Annotated in this window: 11 protein-coding genes; 6 read left to right on the top strand and 5 right to left on the bottom strand. The window is 62.6% G+C overall.

Annotated elements, in window-relative coordinates:
• Positions 1-28: 28 nt before the first annotated feature.
• Positions 29-1,831, top strand: a complete 1,803-nt coding sequence (locus tag CRO75_RS01845; protein ID WP_097134275.1) for an acyl-CoA dehydrogenase — start codon at positions 29-31, stop codon at positions 1,829-1,831.
• A 101-nt stretch (positions 1,832-1,932) separates the two neighbouring features.
• Here CRO75_RS01845 and CRO75_RS01840 read toward each other — a convergent pair whose 3' ends face one another.
• Complete coding sequence (locus CRO75_RS01840) at positions 1,933-2,235, bottom strand: cell division protein ZapA (RefSeq protein WP_009041856.1); 303 nt, start codon at positions 2,233-2,235, stop codon at positions 1,933-1,935.
• Positions 2,232-2,462, bottom strand: a complete 231-nt coding sequence (locus CRO75_RS01835) for a hypothetical protein (protein ID WP_007926810.1) — start codon at positions 2,460-2,462, stop codon at positions 2,232-2,234. The genes CRO75_RS01840 and CRO75_RS01835 overlap by 4 nt, the downstream gene beginning before the upstream one ends.
• Positions 2,463-2,742: 280 nt before the next feature.
• On the opposite strand from CRO75_RS01835, the gene CRO75_RS01830 reads away from it, so the two are divergent.
• The 4 genes from CRO75_RS01830 (at position 2,743) to CRO75_RS01815 (ending at position 11,220) form a co-directional block, all read left to right on the top strand.
• On the top strand, positions 2,743-4,368 hold the full coding sequence (locus CRO75_RS01830; protein ID WP_097134274.1) for a methyl-accepting chemotaxis protein: 1,626 nt from the start codon (positions 2,743-2,745) through the stop codon (positions 4,366-4,368).
• A 211-nt stretch (positions 4,369-4,579) separates the two neighbouring features.
• On the top strand, positions 4,580-6,322 hold the full coding sequence (locus CRO75_RS01825) for a potassium/proton antiporter (RefSeq protein ID WP_007926822.1): 1,743 nt from the start codon (positions 4,580-4,582) through the stop codon (positions 6,320-6,322).
• A gap of 35 nt (positions 6,323-6,357) precedes the next feature.
• Entirely contained in the window at positions 6,358-9,708 is a 3,351-nt protein-coding gene (gene mscK, locus CRO75_RS01820) for a mechanosensitive channel MscK (RefSeq protein ID WP_097134273.1), read from the top strand.
• Between the two features lie 48 nt (positions 9,709-9,756).
• Positions 9,757-11,220 (top strand): protein adenylyltransferase SelO, encoded by a 1,464-nt coding sequence (locus CRO75_RS01815; RefSeq protein ID WP_097134272.1) that lies wholly within the window; start codon positions 9,757-9,759, stop codon positions 11,218-11,220.
• 3 nt (positions 11,221-11,223) lie between these two features.
• Here the strand turns inward: CRO75_RS01815 and CRO75_RS01810 are convergent, their stop codons facing one another.
• Positions 11,224-11,625 carry a transcriptional regulator gene (locus CRO75_RS01810; RefSeq protein WP_097134271.1) on the bottom strand — a complete coding sequence of 134 codons (402 nt, stop codon included), beginning with the start codon at positions 11,623-11,625 and terminating at the stop codon, positions 11,224-11,226.
• Positions 11,622-11,918, bottom strand: coding sequence for a type II toxin-antitoxin system HigB family toxin (locus CRO75_RS01805; RefSeq protein WP_097134270.1), 297 nt, complete (start codon positions 11,916-11,918; stop codon positions 11,622-11,624). The genes CRO75_RS01810 and CRO75_RS01805 overlap by 4 nt, the downstream gene beginning before the upstream one ends.
• A 238-nt stretch (positions 11,919-12,156) precedes the next feature.
• Here CRO75_RS01805 and trxC point away from each other — a divergent pair, with 238 nt between their 5' ends.
• Positions 12,157-12,591, top strand: a complete 435-nt coding sequence (gene trxC, locus CRO75_RS01800) for a thioredoxin TrxC (RefSeq protein ID WP_097134269.1) — start codon at positions 12,157-12,159, stop codon at positions 12,589-12,591.
• A gap of 38 nt (positions 12,592-12,629) precedes the next feature.
• On the opposite strand, the gene CRO75_RS01795 is transcribed toward trxC, so the two are convergent.
• The gene (locus tag CRO75_RS01795; RefSeq protein ID WP_009041850.1) at positions 12,630-13,400 is read right to left on the bottom strand and encodes a ParA family protein; all 771 of its coding nucleotides are present in this window, start codon (positions 13,398-13,400) and stop codon (positions 12,630-12,632) included.
• Positions 13,401-13,695 lie beyond the last annotated feature (295 nt).

Genomic DNA, 13,695 nt, shown 5'->3' with positions numbered 1-13,695 from the left:
GCATTCCCTATAAAGCAGGTAGGCCGCCATGTCCGAGACGTTGCTCAGTTCCCGCAATCTGGCTTTCGAGCTGTATGAAGTCCTCGATGCCGAGGGCCTGACCCAGCGCGAGCGATTCGCCGAGCACAACCGGGAAACCTTCGACGCCGCCCTCGGCACCGCGCGCAGCATCGCCGAGAAATTCTTTGCCCCGCACAACCGCAAGGGCGACGAAAACGAGCCACGTTATGAAGACGGCAAGGCGATCCTGATTCCGGAAGTCAAACCCGCGGTCGATGCCTTTCTCGAAGCTGGCTTCCTCAACGCCTCGCGCAGCTTCGAGGCCGGTGGCATGCAGTTGCCGACGCTGTTGTCCCAAGCCTGCTTCGCACACTTTCAGGCGGCCAACGCGGCTTCCACGTCCTACCCCTTCCTGACCATGGGCGCGGCCAACCTGATCGAAAGCTTCGGCACCGACGAGCAAAAGCAACGCTTCCTGCAGCCGATGATCGATGGGCGCTTCTTCGGCACCATGGCCCTGACCGAACCCCACGCCGGCTCGTCGCTGGCGGACATCCGCACCCGCGCCGAACCGGCGGCGGACGGCACCTACCGGCTCAAGGGCAACAAGATCTTCATCTCCGGCGGCGATCACCCGCTGTCGGAAAACATCGTGCACATGGTGCTGGCCAAGCTGCCGGACGCACCGGCCGGGGTGAAAGGCATCTCGCTGTTCATCGTGCCCAAGTTCCTGGTCAACGACGACGGCAGCCTGGGCCCGCGCAACGACGTGCTGCTGGCCGGGCTGTTCCACAAGATGGGCTGGCGCGGCACCACCTCCACAGCACTGAACTTCGGCGATAACGGGGAGTGTGTCGGCTATCTGGTGGGCAAGCCGCACCACGGCCTGAGCTACATGTTCCAGATGATGAACGAGGCGCGGATCGGCGTCGGCATGGGCGCGGTGATGCTTGGCTACGCCGGCTACCTGTACTCCCTGGAATACGCCCGCGAACGGCCGCAAGGTCGCCTGCCGGACAGCAAGGACCCGACTACCGCGCCGGTGTCGATCGTCCAGCACGCCGACGTCAAGCGCATGCTGCTGACTCAGAAGGCCTATGTCGAAGGCGCTTTCGACCTCGGCCTGTACGCCGCGCGACTGTTCGACGACACCACCACCCTGGCCAGCGAAGACCAGCGCAAGCAGGCCCACGAACTGCTGGACCTGCTGACGCCCATCGTCAAATCCTGGCCCTCGGAGTTTTGCCTGAAGGCCAACGAACTGGCGATCCAGATCCTCGGCGGCCACGGCTACACCCGTGAATACCCGGTGGAACAGTACTACCGCGACAACCGCCTGAACCCGATCCATGAAGGCACCCACGGCATCCAGTCACTGGACCTCCTGGGGCGCAAGCTGGCGCAGAACGGCGGCGCGGGCCTCAAGCAGCTGATCCGCCTGATCGCCGACACCAGCGAGCGGGCCCAGGCCCACGACGCCCTGACGGCGCTGCGCCAACCGCTGGAAAAACTGGTGGCGCGCCTGCAAAGCGTGACCCTGGGCCTGCTCAGCGACCTCGCCCAGGGCAAGGTCAACAGCAGCCTGGCCAACTCGGCGCTGTACCTGAAAGCCTTCGGTCATGCGGTGATCGGCTGGCGCTGGCTGGAACAGGCGATTCGCGCGCAGGAAGGCCTGGCCAGGGGCAACCCGGTGGATGTGGGTTTCTACAAGGGCAAGCTGCAGGCGGCGCGTTACTTCCTGACCTGGGAGGTGCCGGCCTGTCATCACGAGCTGGCCTTGCTGGAGGCGCGGGACGATACCTGCCTGGGCATGCAGGACGAGTGGTTCTGAAGCGCTAAAAGCATCGCGAGCAATCGAGCGCCGCCCGGCTGCTCGCGAAAACAATCAGTCCGACACAACCGCAACGGCGTTGCAGGTTGTGGGTAAACCCATCAGTTCTGGCTGATGGTCTTGGAGATCACTTCGACCGTGGCGCTGACTTGCTCTTGGTAACGGTCGAGCTCCTGCTGATGACGCTTTTGCATCTCGAGCTGCTGGGAGCACAGGTTCATCGCCGCCAGCACCAGCAAGCGGTCACCGATCAGCGTCGGGTATTTCTTCTTGGTCTCGGCCAGGGTGGCCTTCAACATCAACGCGGCATCCAGCAGGGTCTGCTCTTCCCCGGCCGGCGCCTTGATCGAGTAGTCCTCGCCGAGAATCGAGACGACTTTTACCCCGTCGGCACCCTGCCTCATGCGCTGACAGGACCGGCGCTGACGCGCTCGACCAGGGCCTGGATGCGGGCCGCGGTGGCGCCTTGCTTCTCTTCCTGTTCCATCAGGCTCAGTTGCAGGCTTTCGTTCTCATCCTTGGCCTGGGCCAGTTCTGCCTTGAGGGTTTCGTTCGTGCCCGACAGTTCCTGGTTCTGTTGCACCAGGTCACTGACAAGCTGTTCCAATTGGCTTAGGGATGCTTCCAACATTTTGATTTTCCGAGCATTTTTCAAAGGGCGCGTACGATAAAGAAAAGTCACCCTGGATGCCAGATTTTCCCGGCGCAACGCCTTGATTTGCCTGGCGGGTGACCTTGCCTGCGAACTTTAAAGACTGTCATTCCCCCATCTGGTTCCTGACACTTCGTCGCCCATCAGATCTTTCTGAAACTCTCGCTCCTGCTTCAAGAATCCATTTTTCCGCGCGATAGGTCTGGGGAGCCCTATCAACCACCGCGGCATGGATTGCGCATTCTCGAGGTAGATCCCCATGTCTCTTCGCAACATGAACATTGCACCGAGGGCATTTCTCGGCTTTGCATTCATCGGCTGCCTGATGCTGTTCCTGGGCATCTTCGCCCTGAACCAGATGAGCAAGATTCGCGCGGCGACCGTCACCATTTCCACCGACAACATGCCCAGCATCCAGAGCATCGATGAGTTCACCCAGCAGATGCTGCGCCTGCAAGTGCTGTCCTATCGCCTGGTGATCAACCGCGGTCCCGAGGTGCAGGCCAAGACCCGCGAGTCGCTCGAACTCGGCAACCAGCAGATCGAAAAAATCCGCACCACCTATGAAAAGCTGGTCAGCAGCCCGGAGGAAAGCGAGGCCTACGACCACTACCTCAAGCTGCTGGCCGAATACCGCAAGCTCGAAGAGCGCATCAAAGAGCTGTCGCGCAACAACCAGCTGGGTGAGTTGCAAGAGATGCTGAATAACGAGTTGATGAAGAACTCGCAGCAGATCAACAAGGTTCTGAACCTGCTGGTACAGATCAACAGCCAGCGCTCCAGGGACGCCAACGAGCAGGCCGCCGAGGAATACGCTTCGGCATTCAACCTGGTAGTCGCCTTGCTGATCCTGTCCACCACCCTGACCGTGGTGTTTGCCTGGTTGCTGACCCGCAGCATTACCCAACCCATCGCCAGTGCCTTGCATGCCGCGGAACACATCGCCGAAGGCGACCTCACCCAAAGCATCCGGGTCAACGGGCGCGACGAACCCGGACGCCTGCTGCAGGCCATGGCGAGCATGCAGGAAAAACTGCGCCAGACCCTGTTGCATATTTCCGGCTCCGCCAGCCAGTTGGCTTCCGCCGCGGAAGAGCTGAACAGCGTCACCGACGAAAGTGCCCGCGGCCTGACCCAGCAGAACAACGAAATCGAACAGGCCGCCACCGCCGTGAACGAGATGACCTGCGCCGTCGAGGAAGTCGCGCGCAACGCCGTGAGCACCGCCGAGGCCTCGAACGACGCAACCCAGTCGGCCAGCGAAGGCCGCAACCTGGTGCGCGAGACCGTCAGCGCCATAGAGCTGATGAGCAGCGAAGTGCAGAGTTCGGCCAACAGGATCAGCGAACTGGCCGAGGAGTCGCGCGACATCGGCAAGGTGCTGGACGTGATCCGCGGCCTGGCCGACCAGACCAACCTGCTGGCCTTGAACGCCGCGATAGAAGCCGCCCGGGCCGGCGATGCCGGACGCGGGTTCGCCGTGGTCGCCGATGAAGTGCGTGCCCTGGCCCACCGTACCCAGCAGTCCACCAGCGAAATCGAACGCATGATCGGCAGCATCCAGAGCGGCACCGAGCATGCCGTCGAGTCGATGCGCACCAGCACCGAGCGCGCCGACTCGACCCTGAGCATCGCCCGCGGTGCCGGCGGTGCCCTGGACACCATCAACACCGCGGTCAACGAAATCAACGAGCGCAACCTGGTCATCGCCAGCGCCGCCGAGGAGCAGGCCCTGGTGGCCCGCGAAGTGGACCGCAACCTGGTGAACATCCGCGACCTGTCGGTGCAATCGGCCACCGGCGCCAACCAGACCAGCGATGCCAGCCACGAGCTGTCACGCCTGGCCGTGGACCTGAACGGCATGGTGGCGCGGTTCACCCTGTAATAAGCCGCCAATAGCGCTGATCGCCACCTGCGCCAGCCACTACGGAACGCCATGAAGTCCGTCGGTGGCCGGCGCCAGGCGACGCTTTTCCGCCGCCTGTAAACAAGCGCAAAAGCTTTTTGACAGCATCGCATTTCAACAGGTTAGAATCGCTGGCACGCAGACTGCATGGTCAGTTTGTGCCCGCCTTTCTGCTTCTGGAGTACTGCCTTTGAATGCGACGACCATCAACAGCCTGTTCTTGATCGGCGCGTTGCTGGTAGGTGCGAGCATTCTGGTGAGTTCCCTTTCGTCCCGCCTCGGTATCCCGATCCTGGTGATCATCCTGGCCGTGGGCATGGCCGCCGGCGTCGACGGTGGCGGCATCATCTTCAACAACTATCCGACGGCTTACCTGGTGGGTAACCTCGCACTCGCGGTGATCCTCCTCGACGGCGGCCTGCGCACCCGGGTCTCGAGCTTTCGCGTGGCCTTGTGGCCCGCCTTGTCGCTGGCCACCGTCGGCGTGATGATCACCACCGGCCTGACCGGCATGGCGGCCGCCTGGCTGTTCGACCTGAACCTGATCCAGGGCCTGCTGATCGGCGCCATCGTCGGCTCCACCGACGCCGCGGCGGTGTTCTCGCTGCTGGGCGGCAAGGGCCTGAACGAACGGGTCACCGCCAGCCTGGAGATCGAGTCGGGCAGTAACGATCCGATGGCGGTGTTTCTCACCGTGACCCTGATCGACATGCTCGCCAGCGGCCAGACCGGCCTGCACTGGAGCCTGCTGGGGCATCTGCTGCGCGAGTTCGGCATCGGCGGCCTGATCGGCCTGAGCGGCGGCTGGCTGATGCTGCAACTGGTGAACCGCATCAACCTGGCCACCGGCCTGTACCCGATCCTGGTGATCGCCGGCGGCCTGGTGGTCTTCGCCCTGACCAACGCCCTGCACGGCAGCGGGTTCCTCGCGGTGTACCTGTGCGGCCTGGTGATCGGCAACCGCCCGGTGCGCAGCCGCCACGGCATCCTGCATATGCTCGACGGCATGGCCTGGCTGTCGCAGATCGGTATGTTCCTGGTGCTGGGCCTGCTGGTCACGCCCCACGACCTGCTGCCCATCGCCCTGCCGGCGCTGGGCCTGGCGCTGTGGATGATCCTGTTCGCCCGCCCGCTGTCGGTGATGGTCGGCCTGTTGCCGTTCAAGGCCTTCCACGGCCGCGAGAAAGCCTTTATTTCCTGGGTCGGCCTGCGCGGCGCGGTACCGATCATTCTCGCGGTGTTCCCGTTGATGGCCGGGCTGCCCGAAGCCCAGCTGTACTTCAACCTGGCCTTCTTTATCGTGCTGGTGTCCCTGTTGGTGCAAGGCACCAGCCTGCCGTGGGTCGCCAAGCTGCTGAAAGTCACGGTGCCACCGGAGCCGGCGCCGATCTCCCGCGCCGCCCTGGAGGTGCATGTCACCAGCGAATGGGAGCTGTTCGTCTACCGCCTCGGCGCGGAAAAATGGTGCATCGGCGCGGCGTTGCGCGAGCTGAAAATGCCCGAAGGCACCCGTATCGCTGCCCTGTTTCGTCACCAGCAACTGCTCCATCCGTCGGGTAGTACGGTGCTGGAAGCCGACGATTTGCTCTGCGTCATCGGCCATGAACACAACCTGCCGGCCCTTGGAAAACTCTTCAGCCAGGCGCCGCAACGGGGCCTCGATCTGCGCTTCTTCGGCGACTTCGTTCTCGAAGGCGACGCCCAGCTGGGCGCGGTTTCGGCGCTGTACGGACTCAAGCTCGAAGGGCTCGATCCGGACATGCCACTGAGCCGCTTCATCACCCAGAAAGTGGGGGGTGCTCCAGTGGTCGGCGACCAGGTGGAATGGAACAACACCATCTGGACGGTTGCCGTGATGGAGGGGAACAAGATCAGCAAAGTGGGCGTCAGATTCCCCGAAGGAAGTCGCCCGGGCCCCGGACTCTTCCTCTAAACTGCCTAACTTCTCATCCAGCTTGACCGGTCTCTATGCCAACCCTGCGTACCCTTTTCGCCATTGCCCTGCTGGGCCTGAGCCTTTCTGTCGGCCCACTGCAAGCGGCCGAGCCGCCCAGTGCCGAGTCCGTCCAGCAGAGCCTGGATAAAATCGCCGAGCGCAAATTGCCGGAGGCCGATCAAAAGGCCCTGCAAGCGGTGCTGCAACAGACGCTGACCCAGCTGTCGAACAAGCAGGATTACGAGCAGCGCCTGAACGACCTCAAGCAGCAGCTGAGCAATGCACCGCGCCAGACCAGCGAAAACCAGCGCGAGCTGACCCGCCTGAAAGCCACCAAGGTGGTGCCGGTGGCCCAGCGCTACGCCAACCTGCCGGTGTCGCAGCTCGAACAACTGCTGACCGAACGCACCACCCAGCAGGGTGACATGCAGAAAGCCCTGGCCGAGGCCAACAGCCTGGCCATTACCGCGCAGACCCGCCCCGAACGCGCCCAGGCCGAGATCAGCAGCAGCCAGACCCGCACCCAGCAGATCAATACGATCCTCAAGAACGGCAAGGACTCCGGCAAGCCGATCAATGCCGACCAGCGCAATCAGCTCAATGCCGAACTGGCGGCGATCAACGCGCTGATCCCGTTGCGCCGCCAGGAGCTGGCCGGCAACAGCCAGCTGCAGGACCTGGGCAACAGCCAGCATGACCTGCTGATGGAAAAGACCGCGCGCCTGGAGCAGGAAATCCAGGACCTGCAGACCCTGATCAACCAGAAGCGCCTGGCCCAGTCCCAGGAAACCGTCACCCAGCAATCGATCGAAGCGCAAAAGGCCGGCAGCAGCAGCCTCCTGGCCACCGAAAGCGCGGCCAACCTGAAGCTCTCCGACTATCTGCTCAAAAGCACCGACCGCCTCAATGAGCTGACCCAGCAGAACCTGCAGACCAAGCAGCAACTCGACAGCGTGACCCAGAGCGATGCCGCGCTGGACGAGCAGATCAGCGTGCTCAAGGGCAGCCTGCTGCTGTCGAAGATCCTCTATAAACAGAAGCAGGCGCTGCCGCACCTGCGGCTCGACCGCGACCTGGCGGACCAGATCGCCGACATCCGCCTGTATCAGTTCGAGGTCAACCAGCAACGCGAGCTGATCAGCAGCCCCAGCGGCTATGTCGATAACCTGCTGGCCACCCAGCCGTCCGAGCAAATCACCCCGCAGCTGCGCAAAACCCTGCTGGACCTGGCCGTCACCCGTGCCGACCTGCTGGAACGCCTGAGCCGCGAGCTGAGCGCCCTGCTCAACGAATCCATCACCCTGCAGCTCAATCAGAAGCAACTGCTGAGCACCTCGCAAAGCCTGCGCGCGACCCTCGACGAACAGATGTTCTGGATTCCCAGCAACAAGCCGCTGGATGCCGAATGGCTGCAAACCATACCGCTGCGCCTGGAAAAACAGGTCACCACCCTGCCCTGGTCGTCCAGCCTCAGCGAGCTGGCCGACGGCCTGGCGCAACGGCCGCTGCTGTTCCTGCCATTGCTGCTCCTGATCGCGGCCCTGCTGTGGCGGCGCAAGAACCTGTACCTGCGCCTGACCAAGGTTCACAAGGACATCGGTCACTTCAAGCGCGACAGCCAATGGCACACGCCACAGGCGATCCTGGTCAACATCCTGTTGGCGATGCCGGTCGCCCTCGGCCTGGCGCTGTGCGGCCTGGCCTTGCAGATCGACGCCCGCGGACAGAACGCCAACCTCGGCGCGGCGCTGTTGCAGATGGCCCAGGCCTGGCTGGTGTTCTATACCGCCTACCGGATCCTCGCCCCCGGCGGCGTGGCGGAACTGCACTTTCGCTGGGAAAAGCCCCAGGTCGAGTTCCTCCAGGGCTGGATCCGCCGCCTCGGGCTGGTGGTCATGGCCCTGGTGGCCGTGGTCGCCGTGGCCGAACATCAACCGGCGGCGCTGGCCGATGACGTGCTCGGCATCGCCGTGGTCCTGACCTGCTACGCCCTGATGGCCTGGCTGCTCAGCCGCCTGCTGCTGAGCAGCCCGACGCACCAGAACGCCTCGCTGTTCCGCAAGGCGGTGGCGGTGCTCTTCACCGCGCTGCCGATCGCCTTGTTCATCGCCGTGTGCTTCGGCTACTACTACACCGCGCTGAAGCTCAGCGACCGCCTGATCAATACCCTGTACCTGCTGATGTTCTGGCTGGTGATCGAAGCCACTTTCGTCCGCGGACTGAGCGTCGCCGCCCGGCGCCTGGCCTACCAGCGGGCCCTGGCCAAACGCCAGGCCGCCAAGGAAAGCGGCGACGGCGAAGCGGTGGTCGAAGAGCCGACCCTGGACATCGAGAAGGTCAACGAACAGTCCCTGCGCCTGATCCGCCTGGCCCTGCTCGGTGGTTTCATGGCCGGGCTGTACTGGGTCTGGTCGGACCTGATCAGCGTGTTCTCCTACCTGGACAACATCACCCTCTACGAATACACCAGCGGCACCGGCGCCAACATGAGCATGGTGCCCATCAGCATCGGCGACATGCTCGGCGCGCTGATCATCGTCGGCATCACCTTCGCCCTGGCGCGTAACCTGCCGGGGCTGCTGGAGGTGCTGGTGCTGTCCAGGCTGAACCTGGCCCAGGGCAGCGCCTACGCGACCACCACGCTGCTGTCCTATGTGATTGCCGGCGTCGGCTTCGTCTCGACCCTGTCGACCCTCGGCGTCAGCTGGGACAAGTTGCAGTGGCTGGTGGCTGCGCTGTCGGTGGGCCTGGGCTTCGGCATGCAGGCGATCTTCGCCAACTTCATTTCCGGCATCATCATCCTGTTCGAGCGGCCGGTGCGCATCGGCGACACCATCACCATCGGCAACCTGTCGGGCACGGTGAGCAAGATCCGCATCCGCGCCACCACCATCACCGACTTCGATCGCAAGGACATCATCGTCCCGAACCAGACCTTCATCACCGGGCAACTGATCAACTGGTCGCTGACCGACACCGTCACCCGGGTGACCCTCAAGCTCGGCGTCGACTATGGCTCGGACCTGGACCTGGTCAAGGAACTGCTGCTCAAGGCGGCCCGCGATAACCCGCGGGTACTGAAAGAACCCGAGCCCCATGTGTACTTCCTCAACTTCGGCGAAAGCACCCTGGACCACGAATTGCGCATGCACGTGCGCGAGCTGGGGGACCGCAACCCGGTGCTCGACGAGGTCAACCGCTTCATCAACCGCGAGTTCAAGAAGCAGCACATCAACATCTCGTTCCGCCAGATGGAGGTCTACCTGAAGAACCTCCATGGCCAGGAATACAAGATGGTGCCCATCGAGCCGGAGACCAAGACCATTGTCCCGCTGCCCGACGGCAAACCGCTGCAGGAACCGCCCCCCAGCAGGCTCGACTAAGGACGCTATCCCTAGCAGAATGCTCGGACATTCTGCTGGAGATGGCCGTTGAAAGCCCTCGACGAACTGACCTTCGACAATCGCTTCGCCCGCCTGGGCGATGCGTTCTCAACCCATGTACTGCCCGAGCCGATCGACCGCCCACGCCTGGTGGTGGCCAGCCCGGCGGCCATGGCGCTGCTGGACCTGGACCCCGAGGTCGCGCAAAGCCCGGTATTCGCCGAACTGTTCGGCGGGCACAAGCTGTGGGCTGAAGCCGAGCCCCGGGCGATGGTTTATTCCGGGCATCAGTTCGGCTCCTACAACCCTCAGTTGGGCGATGGTCGCGGCTTGCTGCTGGGCGAGGTGTACAACGCCGCCGGCGAGCACTGGGACCTGCACCTCAAGGGTGCCGGCCAGACCCCCTACTCGCGCATGGGCGATGGCCGCGCCGTACTGCGTTCGTCGATCCGCGAATTCCTGGCTTCCGAAGCGCTGCACGCCCTGGGTATTCCAACCACCCGGGCGCTGTGCGTGATCGGCTCCGACACCCCGGTCTGGCGCGAGAAACAGGAGCGCGCGGCGATGCTGCTGCGCATGTCGCCCAGCCATGTCCGCTTCGGCCACTTCGAATACTTCTATTACACAAAACGCCCCGAGCAGCAGAAACAGCTGGGCGAGCACGTGCTGGCCATGCACTTTCCCGCGTGCCTGGAGCAGCCGGAACCTTACCTGGCGATGTTCCGCGAAGTGGTCGAGCGCAATGCCGAACTGATCGCCAAATGGCAGGCCTACGGTTTCTGCCACGGGGTGATGAACACCGACAACATGTCGATCCTCGGCGTGACCTTCGACTTCGGGCCGTTCGCCTTCCTCGACGATTTCGATGCGCATTTCATCTGCAACCATTCCGATGACCAGGGGCGCTACTCGTTCAGCAACCAGGTGCCGATCGGCCAGTGGAACCTCAGCGCCCTGGCCCAGGCGCTGACGCCTTTCATCAGTGTCGAGGCCCTGCGGGAAACCCTCGGCCTGTTCCTGCCATTGTTCCAGGCCCATTACCTGGACCTGATGCGCCGCCGCCTCGGCCTGACCAACGCCGAAGACGAGGATCAGAAGCTGGTGGAACGGCTGCTGCAACTGATGCAGGGCAGCGGCGTGGACTACAGCCTGTTCTTCCGCCACCTGGGGGATGAGTCGGCGGAACTGGCCGTGGCCCGGCTGCGCGACGACTTCGTCGACCGCCAGGGCTTCGATGCCTGGGCCGATCTGTACAAGGCCCGGGTCGCCCGTGATCCGGTCCAGGGTCAGGAGTTGCGCCGGGAACGCATGCACGCCGTCAACCCGCTGTACATCCTGCGCAATTACCTGGCACAGAAGGCTATCGACGCCGCCGAACAAGGGGATTACTCCGAGGTGCGCCGCCTGCACGCGGTACTGAGCAAGCCGTTCGAACAACAGGCCGGCATGGACAGCTACGCCGAACGACCGCCCGAATGGGGCAAGCACCTGGAAATCAGTTGCTCGTCCTGACCCTCAGATAAAGACCTCGGCCGAAACACCGAAGCGCTCGGCCAGCCAGCGGATCTGCCGCAGGTTGAGCTGGCGCTTGCCGCTCAATACTTCCGAAACCACCGACTGTGCACCCACGCCTGGCAGATCGCTCTGGGTCAGGCCGTGTTCGTGCATCAGGGAGCGCAAGACGTCAACACCACTGGCTATCGGCATCGGTCGATGCTCTTCGTCGTAGGCTTCGATCCAGTCGCCGATGATGTCCACCAGCGAAGTCACTGGATGGTTCTCGTCCTCTCCCATGAGATCCAGCAGTTCATCCAGCGCCGCGACCAATGCATCGTAATCGGCTTCGGTCTTGGGTTTACGCAACACAGGCGCCACGAAATGCCAATGATCCGCCGCCTGCTTCACCAGAACGTTCATCTGGTTTCCTCCTTCCACCTGCCTTTGTCGTATTCGTGATGGTCCAGCACGTGCCTGATATAGAGACGTCGTACTTCATAACGCACCACGGCGATGATTCGTAACTTGTTGCCACCAATATCGAAGACGTGAAACGCCCCCACTTTGTCGGTGGCCGGAAATACCGCCTTGATGGCTGCAAAATCGGCCGGATTGAGGCTTTTGGCTTTTCTGTACCAGGTTTCCAGCGCATTGGCCGATTGTGGCCAGCGGCTCTTGGCCTCCCAGATTCGCTTGGCGGTGATGATATGCATGCAATGTCCCTATCGCATATTGCTATAGACGGTAGTGTCGGAAGCGCGCCATAGCAAGTTGCTATGCGCCTGAACAGACCAACGGCATAAACCCGCGGCTCCGTTTCAGCCTAGATTCGCCAGCCGCCACGCAGCTCAAAGATGTATGAAGGAATGCAACAGACCCGCCCCTCGCTTGATAAACCCCGCGCCAGACTCCAGATAACGCCCATCGCCCACTCTCCTGGAGCCCCCCCTCATGTCCGATCCACTACTGATCCCCTGCCCCCACTGCAACGGCCTCAACCGCATCCCCGCCGAGCGCCTGGGCGATCAGCCCAAATGCGGACGCTGCAAAGGCCAGGTATTGCTGAACCAGCCTTTCGAGCTGAAACAAGGCGACTACGCCAGCCAGATCAAGGGCGACCTGCCGTTGCTGGTGGATGTCTGGGCGGATTGGTGCGGGCCGTGCAAATCCTTCGCGCCGGTGTTCGAGCAGGCGGCGGCGCAATTGGCAGGCAAGTGCCGGCTGGCCAAGCTCAATAGCGAGGCCAACCAGCAATTGTCGGCGCAGTTGGGAATTCGCTCGATTCCGAGCCTGATTCTGTTCAAGAACGGACGGGAAGTGGCACGCCAGAGTGGCGCCTTCCCGTTACCGCAACTGATGAGCTGGCTGCGCAGCCAGGGCATCTGACCGCTATTTCAAAAGTGCCTTGAACCCTAGGTGGAAGGTCAGGCGCTTTCCAGCAGGTTGTGCAGGTCGACGAACTGCTGGGTCAGTTTGTGCCGGGGGTCGAGGTGGATCAGCGGCAGGCTGGCCTGGTGGGATTCGCGCATGCGCACCGAACTGGCCAGGTACACCGGCAATACCGGCAGGCCCTCAGCGATCAGTTCATCGAGCATTTGCTGGGGCAGGCTGGCGCGGGCCTGGAACTGGTTGACCACAATGCCTTCGACCTGCAAATCCTCATTATGGTCGTCCCTGAGTTCTTCGATTTCCGCCAGCAGGCCGTACAGCGCCTGGCGGGAAAAGCTGTCGCAGTCGAAGGGAATCAATACGCGATCGGCGGCAATCAGCGCCGAAACCGCATAGAAGTTCAAGGCCGGCGGGGTGTCCAGGTAGATCCGGTCGTAGTCCTCGGCCAACTCGTCCAGCAGTTTACGCAGCTTGTTGATCTTGTGCTTCGCCTCAAGCTTGGGCTGCAGATCCGCCAGCTCGGCGGTGGCCGTCACCACATGCAGGTTGTCGAACGGCGTTTCGTAGATATCGACCTGGTTCTTCTTCGAGAACGGTCCGGAAGACAGGGTCTGCTTGAAGAAGTCGGCGATCCCCATGGGGATGTCATCGCCGGTCAGGCCGGTGAGGTATTGAGTGGAGTTGGCCTGGGCATCCAGGTCCACCAGCAGTGTGCGATACCCCTCGCTGGCACTTACGGCCGCCAGATTGCAGGCAATGCTCGACTTGCCGACTCCCCCTTTCTGATTGAACACCACGCGCCGCATGTCAGAACCTCCCTGCCTCAAAGATCACCGAGTGTAGTAGCCAGTACCGCTGCTTCGCTACCTCGCTGACGACAGAGCGCCAAGCCCGTTGCAATGACCGGAATCGGCCTAGACTTTCTGAAAGTCTGCGTGCGCCCACCCGGTGCCGCTCAATAATGGCTAAATGACACTTTTCTCCTGTCGAATGGGTCATTTTCACTGAGTGAAACATAACCAATGTTTGCTACCAGCCAGTCACACCGGGATAATGCGCGCCACTCGGCTGTAGCTCCGTGCCAGGTGAGTCTGCGATCTA

Origin of the sequence: Pseudomonas sp. LAMO17WK12:I10 (assembly GCF_900215185.1) — a bacterium.
In the GTDB taxonomy this organism is placed as follows: domain Bacteria; phylum Pseudomonadota; class Gammaproteobacteria; order Pseudomonadales; family Pseudomonadaceae; genus Aquipseudomonas; species Aquipseudomonas chlororaphis.
The sequence above is the reverse complement of the archived record's forward strand: the minus strand, read 5'-3'. Positions and strand labels throughout refer to the sequence as shown.